This is a genomic window from Streptomyces phaeoluteigriseus, from assembly GCF_001896135.2.
Lineage (GTDB): Bacteria > Actinomycetota > Actinomycetes > Streptomycetales > Streptomycetaceae > Streptomyces > Streptomyces phaeoluteigriseus.
The window spans coordinates 161,076-170,271 of sequence record NZ_MPOH02000015.1 but is presented as its reverse complement, the minus strand read 5'-3'; the positions used below and the strand labels follow the sequence as shown (position 1 = coordinate 170,271).

The following is a 9,196-nucleotide window of genomic DNA, read 5'->3' as shown; positions in this document are numbered from 1 at the left end:
CCCGCCCCCCGACCGCCCGGTGCCGCTCGGCTAGCGTCCCTCGGGGTGCCCCTTCGCCTCCGCCCCGTGAACCGCCTCCCGGAACCGCCCGGCTTCCCCGTACCGCGGTGCCGCCGGCAGCGTGTGCTCGGCCCGCCGCACGCTCACCCACGCGCCGGTGCCCCCGCCCTCAGGCCGCCGACCGCTCGCGGCCCGTCGTCCCGGTATCCGACAGCCCTGCCACGAACTCCTTGAGCCAGGCCACGAACTCGGGGCCGAGGTCGGCCCGGTCGCAGGCCAGGCGGACCACCGTGCGCAGGTAGTCGGCCTTGTCACCGGTGTCGTAGCGGCGGCCGGAGAAGACGACGCCGTGCACCGTGCCGATCGCGGCCAGTTCCTGGAGGGCGTCGGTGAGCTGGATCTCGCCGCCGCGGCCGGGTGCCGTGTGTTCCAGGACGTCGAAGACGGCGGGGTCGAGGACGTACCGCCCGATGACCGCGTACCGGCTCGGCGCGTCCTCGGGCGCGGGCTTCTCCACCAGTCCCGTGACCCGTACGACGCCGTCCTGCCCGGTCGGCTCCACGGCCGCGCAGCCGTAGAGGTGGACCTGCTCCGGCGGGACCTCCATCAGGGCGACCACGCTGCCGGCGTACCGGTCGCGGACCTCCAGCATGCGACTGAGCAGGGCGTCGCGCGGGTCGATGAGGTCGTCGCCGAGGAGGACGGCGAACGGCTGGTCGCCCACGTGGTTGCGGGCGCACAGCACGGCGTGACCGAGGCCGAGCGGGTCGCCCTGGCGGATGTGGTGGATGTCCGCGAGCCGGGCCGGATCGCGCACCGCGTCCAGCCGCACGGTGTCGCCCTTGGCCGCGAGGGCCTGTTCGAGTTCGAAGGCGTGGTCGAAGTGGTCCTCGATGGCCCGCTTGTGCCGGCCGGTGACCATCAGCACGTCGTCCAGACCGGCCGCGGCGGCCTCCTCGACGACGTACTGGATGGCCGGCTTGTCGACGACCGGGAGCATCTCCTTCGGCGTCGCCTTCGTCGCGGGCAGGAACCGGGTGCCGAGCCCGGCCGCGGGAACGACCGCCTTGCGGACGGCGGGGACGGCCGCGGGCGTGGACGCGAGAGGGGAGGAAGGGTGGGGGGCGTTCATGGCGATCATGCTGGACCACGGGGATGGGAGTTTCCCGAGAGGCGCATCTGAGACACCTGTGGGCGGGGCAGGGCCGGAAGTCCCGGGCGGGAACCCGGAGATTTCGTGTGGCATCCGGCTTTCCCCGCACACAAGTCGGTGCTGTCGACCCGGTGAATTTCGAATAGGGGTGCGGATACCGGCGGTAACTAATCTGCGCAGCCCGCATGGTGAACTTCAGTCACGCGAACTTCTTGTTACCTGTGAGTCGCGTGTGCGAAGGTGAGCCTCCCCCGGGCCGGTCGATCAGGGCAACGCACCTGGTCGGACCAGAAGTACGCACCAATCAGGCACCTGCTTTCCGACGGACGCGTATTCGTGTGCCGTTCGCCGAATCGGAAGGAACCGGTTCCGTGCAGTCCCCGAACCCCCCCACGCCCGCCCTACCCGCCCCGCCCCGGATGGACCCCCGGGAATTCCGACCGCGACCTCGCCGCCCGGCTGGGCACGGCCAGCGGTCACCGCCGTGCCGTCGCCCTGCTCCTCGCCCGGCACTGGCGCGCGGCCCACGACTACGCCACCGTCTGCCTGGCCGACACCGGAGGGGCAGCGCCGCTGGTGACCGCCGCCGCCTTCCACGAGGTGTTCGGACGCCTGGCCGGGGGGCGCCCAGGTGGCGCGCTGAGGCCACAACTCCTCGTCGCCGTACGCGACATGGTCCGCGAGTGGGCCGGCGCGGACGGAGTCGTGGCCGTGCTGCCGGAGTTGCGCAAAACCGTCGGTGGCCGCGGCCTGCGCGCCGCCCGGCCCGTCACCGCCGAAAGGCGCCAACTCGCCGAACGCGCTTTCCACAACTTGCCCGCCGCTTCCCAATGCCTTCTGTGGCATACGGAGGTGGAGGCGGAACCCCTGTCCATACCCGCCCTTCTGCTGGGCGTGGACACCGTCACCGCCACGGCCGGACGGGAACGGGCGCGGGAACAATTCCGGACCGGTTGCGTACGCGCCCACCGGGAACTCGCCCCGTCGAACGAATGCCGTTTCTACAACCGCCTTCTCGATGTTCCCCTGCGTCGCGGCGGAACCCTGCTGCCCGATGTCCGCGACCATCTCGCGCGGTGCCGTTACTGCCGGCACGCCGCCGAACAACTCAGTCACTTCGACGGCGGACTGGACGTACTGCTCACCGAGACCGTCCTCGGTTGGGGCGCCCGCCGGTATCTCGACTCCCGCCCCGGACGCGCGCCTTCAGCGGAGGCGACGGCGGCGGCCTCGCCGGCCGCAACCCGTCCGCCCGGCGGCACCGGCCGGCACCGTACGAACTCGGCCGGTCTGCTGGTCCTGCCGGGCCTTCGCTCCCGGACCGTGCTGGTGGGCGTCGGCCTGACCTCCCTCGCCCTGCTCGCGACCGTGCTGGTGACCCGCGGCTGGTCCGGTGACAACGCTGTCCCCGGCTCCGGTGCCACCTGGGGCGCGCCCGTCGGCGGCACCGGCGCCACGGACACCGGCACCGGCCCGGCCCCCGGGGACGACCCCGCGTCCAGCCGCCCCTCCTCGGCCGCCGCCTCCGCCACGAACCCCGTCGAGGTCGCCCGCGGCCGACTGCGTGCCACGGCCGGCGGGCTCTGCCTCGACACCGAGGGCGGCCGGACCGAGGCCGGGGCGGCCGCCGTCCTCGCGGCCTGCTCCTCGGCGGCGTCCCAGCAGTGGTCGTACCAGGACGACGGAGTGCTGCGCAGTGCCGCCGCCCCGGCCCTCTGCCTGGCCGCCGACCCCGGACGCGGGACGGTCGCCCTGGCCGGATGCGTGGTGCACTCCCAAAACGTCTTCTTCGACCTGACGGTCCGGGGGGAACTGCTGCTGCGGCGCGGCGGTGAGGGCCTGGTGGTCGCGCCCGGCACGGGCCGGTCGCGGACCGACGTCACCGTCACGGGACGGGACGGCACGGCGGGCCAGCGCTGGGCGTTCGACATGACGCCGGATGCCGAGCGGGACACCACTCAAGGTGAGCGGGGTACGGGGGGAGGATCGTCCGGGGCCCCGGGCGAGGAGCGGCTGTCACGGCCTCCGCGACCGGAGGGCAGCGCCACCGCTCCCGCTCCCGACGGGTCCGCGCCTCCGGCCGAGCCCGCGCCCGGCCCCGAGTACGAGAAACGGTTCGCGCAGGTCGACTGCTGCGAGGAGGAGCCGGAGCCCGTCGTCCCGGCCGTCCCCTCCCTCCCCGGCCCGGTGGAGGTGGTGGGCGAGGTGCTCGGCGGCGTCGACCGGGGCACGGGCGCCGTCGTCACGGCCGCGACCGCGACGCTCGCCGGCTGAACGGTCCGGCGTCCCCTGCGGCAAAGGCACGCAACGGTGACGACCAGGACCGGCCACCGTGCCCCACCACCGCCGGCAACCCGTGGCGACCAGGACGTGCCACCGTGCCTCGACGGCGGATCGGGCGCCTCGGCCGACCCGGTAGGCTTCCCGGCGTGCGCCCGTCGGCGGCGCGCCCGGAAGCAGGACTCGAACGGGAGGAACCGGCGGTGCACGTCCAGGAATGGCTCGAGGCCGTACCCCCGGTCGCCATCTACGCGCTGGTGGGCCTGGTCATCGGACTGGAGAGCCTGGGCATCCCGTTGCCGGGCGAGATCATCCTCGTCTCCTCGGCGCTGCTCGCCTCGCAGCACGGTGACATCAACCCCGTCATCCTCGGCACCTGCGCCGTCGCGGGCGCGGTGATCGGCGACTCCCTCGGCTACGCCATCGGGCGCAGGGGCGGCCGTCCGATGCTGGCCTGGCTGGGCAAGAAGTTCCCCCGGCACTTCAGCGAGGGGCACATCGCCACGGCGGAGCGGTCCTTCGAGAAGTGGGGCGTGTGGGCCGTCTTCTTCGGCCGCTTCATCGCGCTGCTGCGGATCTTCGCCGGGCCGCTCGCGGGCGTACTGCACATGCCGTACTGGAAGTTCTTCATCGCCAACCTGTTCGGCGGCATCGTCTGGGCGGGCGGGACGACGGCCGTCATCTACTACGTGGGCGTCGTCGCGGAGTCCTGGCTGAAGCGGTTCTCCTGGCTGGGCCTGGTGGTGGCCGTGCTCATCGGCCTCACCTCGATGATCGTCCTGAAGCGCAAGGCGAAGAGCGCCGCGCACAAGAGCGAGGCAGAGTCCGGGGCAGAGGCCGAGCCCGCGGCGATGGCGGCTGCCGAGTAGGTCACGGCCGCACGCCACCCTCGCGCGGTGCCGGCCTACTCGTGGATCTCGCCGTGGGCCTTGGCCAGGTCGGCGTACAGCGTGCCGTTCAGCGTGACGCCCTGCCGCTCCTCCTGCGTCAGCTCCCGCCTGATCCTCGCCGGCACCCCCGCGACGAGCGAACCCGGCGGCACCTCCATCCCCTGCGGCACCAGGGCCTGGGCGGCGACCAGCGAACCGGCCCCGATCACCGCGCCGTTGAGCACGGTCGCCCCCATCCCGATCAGACAGTCGTCGCCGACGCTCGCCCCGTGGACGACCGCATTGTGGCCGACGGAGACCCGCTCGCCGATGGTCACGGGGAAGCCGGGGTCGGCGTGCAGCGTGCAGTTGTCCTGGATGTTGCTCCGCGCCCCGACGGAGATCCGCTCGACGTCACCGCGCAGCACGGCGCCGTACCAGACGCTCGCGCCCGCGGCCAGCGTCACGTCACCGATGACGGAGGACGTCGGCGCCACGAACGCCTCCTCGTCGACCTTCGGTTCCCTGCCGCCGATGCCCACGATCAGCGCCTTGTGCGTCATCACCGTCTCCTCGTGTCCGTCGTTCCCCCGCACCGTACGCCACCCGGTGGGGTGAAGATCACAGGGTTGTGGCGTCCTGGCGTCGGCGCGCGCTGAGTACGGTGAGCGGGTGCCGAAGCGCAAGAACACGTTCTCGTCCTGGCGTCGCCGCCTCGCCCAGCGGGCCGTCCACGCGGGCTGGGCCTGGGTGCAGCGCACCGGTTCCGTCACCGCCGAACATCCCGGCGGCCTCCGCTTCGGTTCGATCGGCTCCGGCACCCGGCTCGCGTTCCCGCTCGGCACGGTGTTCGGCGAGCCCTGGATCCACCTCGGAGCGCACTGCATCGTGGGCGAGCAGGTCACGCTGACGGCGGGTCTGATGCCGGACCTCGACCTCGGCCCGGACCCGATCCTGCGGATGGGGGACGGCGTCGTCCTGGGCCGTGGCAGCCACGTCATCGCCGACACGACGGTCACCATCGGCAGCGACTGCTACTTCGGGCCGTACGTCTACGTCACCTCCACCAACCACTCCTACGATGATCCGCACCAGCCGATCGGCAAGCAGTGGCCGCGGATGGAGCCGGTGGAGATCGGCTCCGGCTGCTGGATCGGCACCGGTGCGGTGATCCTGCCGGGGGCGCGGGTCGGGCGGAACGTCGTCGTCGCGGCCGGCGCGGTGGTGCGCGGCACGGTGCCCGACCACGCCGTGGTGGCGGGGGCGCCCGCCCGGGTCGTACGGCGGTGGACTCCCGGCGACGGCTGGCAGCCGCCGCTGCGTACCCCGGCCCCGGTGCCGATCCCCGACGGGGTCACCTCCGACCAACTGGTCGCGCTGTCGGGCCTGGACGAGGAGTCGGCGGCGAGACTGGCGGAGCTGGAACCGGAGCGGTGACCTGAGCGGTGGGACCGAGCGGCGAATCCGACCCGCCGCTCAGCCCGTCGCCAGCAGCAGGGTCCCCACCAGCGCAAGACCCGCCCCCGCCGCCTGGACCGGGCGCAGGCGTTCCCGCAGGAAGCCGCGGGCGGCCAGGGAGGTCACCACCGGGTAGAGCGAGGCCAGCACGGCGGCCACGGTGACCGGACCGTGCTGGGCGGCGATCGCGTAGGTGCCGTTCGCGGCGACATCGGCGAGGCCGACGAAGGCGTACGCGGGGAGCACGTTCCACGGCAGGCCGCGCTCGGGGAGCGCGGGGGCGCCCCGGCGCACGGCGGCGTACAGGGCGGCGCCGCCCGTGAGCACATTGGTGACGCGCTGCACGAACAGGGCCAGGAAGAGCCCGGTGACCGTGGTCGACGCCTCCGCGATCAGGACGAACACCGTGCCGAAGCCGAGGGCCGCGACCAGGGTGAGGAGGACGGCCTGCCGCTGCACCGCCGCGCCCCTCACCTGGGGGCCGCCCGCGAGGACGACGCCGACGACCGCGACCGCGATGCCCGCGGCCTGGGTCCATTCCGGGCGTTCGCCGAGGAGGAGCCCCACGGAGACCGGGACGGCCACGCCGAGCGTGGCGAGCGGGGAGACGACGCCCATCGGGCCGAGCGCGAGCGCCTTGTAGAAGGACAGCAGGGCGACCGGGCCCACCAGCCCGGCCGCGACGGCGAACCACAGCCGCGGCCCGGCCTCGCTCCAGGCCCCGGTGGCCACGACGACGCCGCCCAGCACGACCGCCGCGATGGACTGGGAGACCACGACGACGGTGAGCGCGGGCGCGCGGCGCGTGAGCAGCCCGCCGCCGAAGTCGGCCAGGCCCCACAGGAGGCTCGTGGCCAGGGCGAAGAGTGCTGTCACCGGGTCCTCGCAGTACAGTTCGGTGCACGATCGGGTGCACTACACCGTAGTGCAGGTTAATAGACCCTGTCATCCAGAATATTGGACTCCGGGTATCGCCCGGAGCAGGGGGAATTGGACGGAACGTGTCGGATCTCGACCTGCTGACCCAGTCCCTGGCGCGCAATGTCAAGCGCTGGCGCACCGAGCGCGGCTTCACCCTCGACACGCTCGCGGCCCGCGCCGGAGTCAGCCGCGGCATGCTGATCCAGATCGAACAGGCCCGCACCAACCCCAGCATCGGCACCGTCGTCAAGATCGGCGACGCCCTCGGCATCAGCATCACCACCCTCCTCGACTACGAACAGGGCCCCAAGGTCCGCGTCGTCCCCGCCGGCCAGGTGGTCCGGCTGTGGCACACCGAGGCCGGCAGCTACAGCAGGCTCCTCGCCGGCGCCGAGGCGCCCGGCCCGCTGGAGATGTGGGACTGGCGGCTGATGCCCGGCGAGAGCAGCGGATCCGACCCGCACCCGGTCGGCACGGTCGAGATCGCCCACGTCACCGCCGGTGAACTGACCCTGACCGTCGAGGGCACCGAGTACCGCGTCCCGGCCGGCGCGAGCGTCACCTTCGAGGCCGACGCGGCCCACACCTACGGCAACCAGGGGGAGATCCCGACCGAGATGGTGCTCACCGTGTCGGTGCCGCCCGTGCACTGAGACGCCCCGCCGACCGGCGCCGCGCGACTGTTAGCGTGCGGCCATGGAAGCACCCATCGGACACTTCGACACCGCCGGCCCCGCACCCGACTGCCTCGACGAACTGACCGGCCCGGTCGCCGACGCCGTGCGCAACTGGAGCGGCAGCGTCCCCGCCGACCAGATCGTCTACGTCGACACCGACCCCGAGTGGGCCGACACGGCCGTCTTCGTCGAGCACTACGGGCGGGAACTGCTGGAGCAGTCGGCCAACTGCGTGGTCGTCGCGGGCAAGCGAGGCGGCGGGACCACCCTTGCCGCGTGTGTCGTGCTCTCCACCACCCGTGTCGACGTCAACGGCGTGGTGCGCCGCCAACTCGGCGCCCGCAAGGCCTCGTTCGCCGCGATGGACACGGCGGTGGGGGAGACCGGCATGGAGTACGGCGGCATCACCCCCGTCGGACTTCCCGCCGCCTGGCCGGTGTTGGTGGACTCCGCCGTCGTCGACCTGCCGTACGTCCTCGTCGGCAGCGGGCGCCGGCGCGGCAAGCTGCTGGTGCCCGGCAAGGCCTTCGCCGAACTGCCCGGAGCCGTCGTGCTGGAGGGGCTGGGCGTCGCCGTCTGAGCCGCGCCGACGTCACCCGCCCCGCCCGTCAGTAGTGCTCCGCCGCCCCCAGGTACTGCTCCGCGAAGGCTCCCGCGGCGGCCGGAGAGGTGAACAGGCGGCGCAGCCGGGCGAGGCTGGTGCCCGCCCGGAAGGGGTCGCCCGTCGAGGTGCCGTGGTAGACCTCGGACAGCCAGTGCGAGAACTCCTGGTAGTCCCACACCCTCCGCAGGCACGTCTCGGAGTAGTCGTCCAGGCCGCCGCCGTCGCCCCCGGTCAGATACCCGACCAGCGCGTCGCCGAGCAGGAACGCGTCGTGCAGAGCCAGGTTCATGCCCTTCGCGGCGATCGGCGCGACCAGGTGCGCCGCGTCCCCGGCCAGGAACAGCCGCCCGTACGTCATCGGCTCGACCACGTAGTCGTGCATGTCGAGCACGCGTCTCTCGATCAGCGGACCCTCCGTCAGCGGCGGTGCGCCCGCGGCCCCGAGACGCTCGTGCAGCTCCGTCCAGACGCGGTCGTGCGACCAGTTGTGCGGGTCGTCGCCGGGCGGACACTGGAGGTAGTACCGGGTCACCTCGGGGCTGCGGGGCATGTGCCCGGCGAACCCGTCGGGATGGATGCCGAACAGCACGCAGTCGGAGGACGGCGGCGCCTCCGCGAGCAGCGCCAGCCAGCCGATGCCGTAGTCGTGCCGGGCGATCCGCGCCCTGTCCGGCGGCACCGCGGCCCGGCTCACCCCGCGTGCCCCGTCCGCCCCGACGACGAAGTCACAGAGCAGCAACCGTCGTTGACCCGTCCGCGGGCAGGTGTACGACACCGAGGGGCGGTCCGTTTCGAGATCGTGCAGCTCGACGTCGCGCACCGAGAAGCGGGCGTCGCCGTCTCGCCCGTCGACGTACTCCCGCACGAGGTCCGTCACCAGCAACGGCTGCGGGTAGACGAAGTGATGACGGCCTGTCAGGTCGCCATAGGGGAAACGGTAGCTCTCGCCGCCGAAGCGGAACTCGCACGCGGTGTGCAGCTGAGCCCGCTCCGACAGGGTTTCGGCCAGGCCGCGTTGCCGCAGGCCGCGCACCGCCCACTCCTCCAGGACGCCCGCGCGCGGGTTGCCCTCGATGAACCCGCGGCTCTCCGCCTCCAGCACCACGCAGTCGAGGTGGGCGGCCCGCAGGATGTTGGCGACGGTCAGACCGGCCGGGCCGGCGCCCACGACGACGACCGGAACATGAGAAGGGACGGGGGAGTTGGGGTGGGGGGAGGTGGTGGTCACCCGCAC

The 9,196-nt window shown here is 73.0% G+C and carries 9 protein-coding genes; 5 read left to right on the top strand and 4 right to left on the bottom strand.

Annotated features, from left to right (window positions below):
• Window positions 1-169 precede the first annotated feature (169 nt).
• Entirely contained in the window at window positions 170-1,132 is a 963-nt protein-coding gene (gene galU, locus BM536_RS18600) for a UTP--glucose-1-phosphate uridylyltransferase GalU (protein WP_094103488.1), read from the bottom strand.
• Between the two features lie 357 nt (window positions 1,133-1,489).
• Here galU and BM536_RS18595 point away from each other — a divergent pair, with 357 nt between their 5' ends.
• Both BM536_RS18595 and BM536_RS18590 read left to right on the top strand, forming a co-directional pair.
• A complete protein-coding gene (locus BM536_RS18595) occupies window positions 1,490-3,427 on the top strand; it encodes a ricin-type beta-trefoil lectin domain protein (protein ID WP_094103231.1) in 1,938 nt (645 codons plus the stop codon).
• A gap of 209 nt (window positions 3,428-3,636) precedes the next feature.
• Window positions 3,637-4,302 (top strand): DedA family protein, encoded by a 666-nt coding sequence (locus BM536_RS18590; protein WP_073498968.1) that lies wholly within the window; start codon window positions 3,637-3,639, stop codon window positions 4,300-4,302.
• A gap of 35 nt (window positions 4,303-4,337) precedes the next feature.
• Here the strand turns inward: BM536_RS18590 and BM536_RS18585 are convergent, their stop codons facing one another.
• Window positions 4,338-4,865: a gamma carbonic anhydrase family protein gene (locus BM536_RS18585; protein WP_073498967.1), complete on the bottom strand. Its 528-nt coding sequence runs from the start codon at window positions 4,863-4,865 to the stop codon at window positions 4,338-4,340.
• A gap of 109 nt (window positions 4,866-4,974) precedes the next feature.
• Here BM536_RS18585 and BM536_RS18580 point away from each other — a divergent pair, with 109 nt between their 5' ends.
• Window positions 4,975-5,739, top strand: a complete 765-nt coding sequence (locus BM536_RS18580) for an acyltransferase (RefSeq protein WP_229894675.1) — start codon at window positions 4,975-4,977, stop codon at window positions 5,737-5,739.
• A gap of 39 nt (window positions 5,740-5,778) precedes the next feature.
• Here BM536_RS18580 and BM536_RS18575 read toward each other — a convergent pair whose 3' ends face one another.
• Complete coding sequence (locus tag BM536_RS18575) at window positions 5,779-6,636, bottom strand: DMT family transporter (protein WP_094103229.1); 858 nt, start codon at window positions 6,634-6,636, stop codon at window positions 5,779-5,781.
• A gap of 125 nt (window positions 6,637-6,761) precedes the next feature.
• Between BM536_RS18575 and BM536_RS18570 the strand changes: the two genes are divergently transcribed.
• The gene (locus tag BM536_RS18570; RefSeq protein ID WP_073498966.1) at window positions 6,762-7,334 is read left to right on the top strand and encodes a helix-turn-helix domain-containing protein; all 573 of its coding nucleotides are present in this window, start codon (window positions 6,762-6,764) and stop codon (window positions 7,332-7,334) included.
• Between the two features lie 43 nt (window positions 7,335-7,377).
• Complete coding sequence (locus BM536_RS18565) at window positions 7,378-7,938, top strand: YbaK/EbsC family protein (RefSeq protein ID WP_073498965.1); 561 nt, start codon at window positions 7,378-7,380, stop codon at window positions 7,936-7,938.
• A gap of 28 nt (window positions 7,939-7,966) precedes the next feature.
• On the opposite strand, the gene BM536_RS18560 is transcribed toward BM536_RS18565, so the two are convergent.
• Window positions 7,967-9,190, bottom strand: a complete 1,224-nt coding sequence (locus tag BM536_RS18560; protein ID WP_094103228.1) for a 4-hydroxybenzoate 3-monooxygenase — start codon at window positions 9,188-9,190, stop codon at window positions 7,967-7,969.
• Window positions 9,191-9,196: the final 6 nt, after the last annotated feature.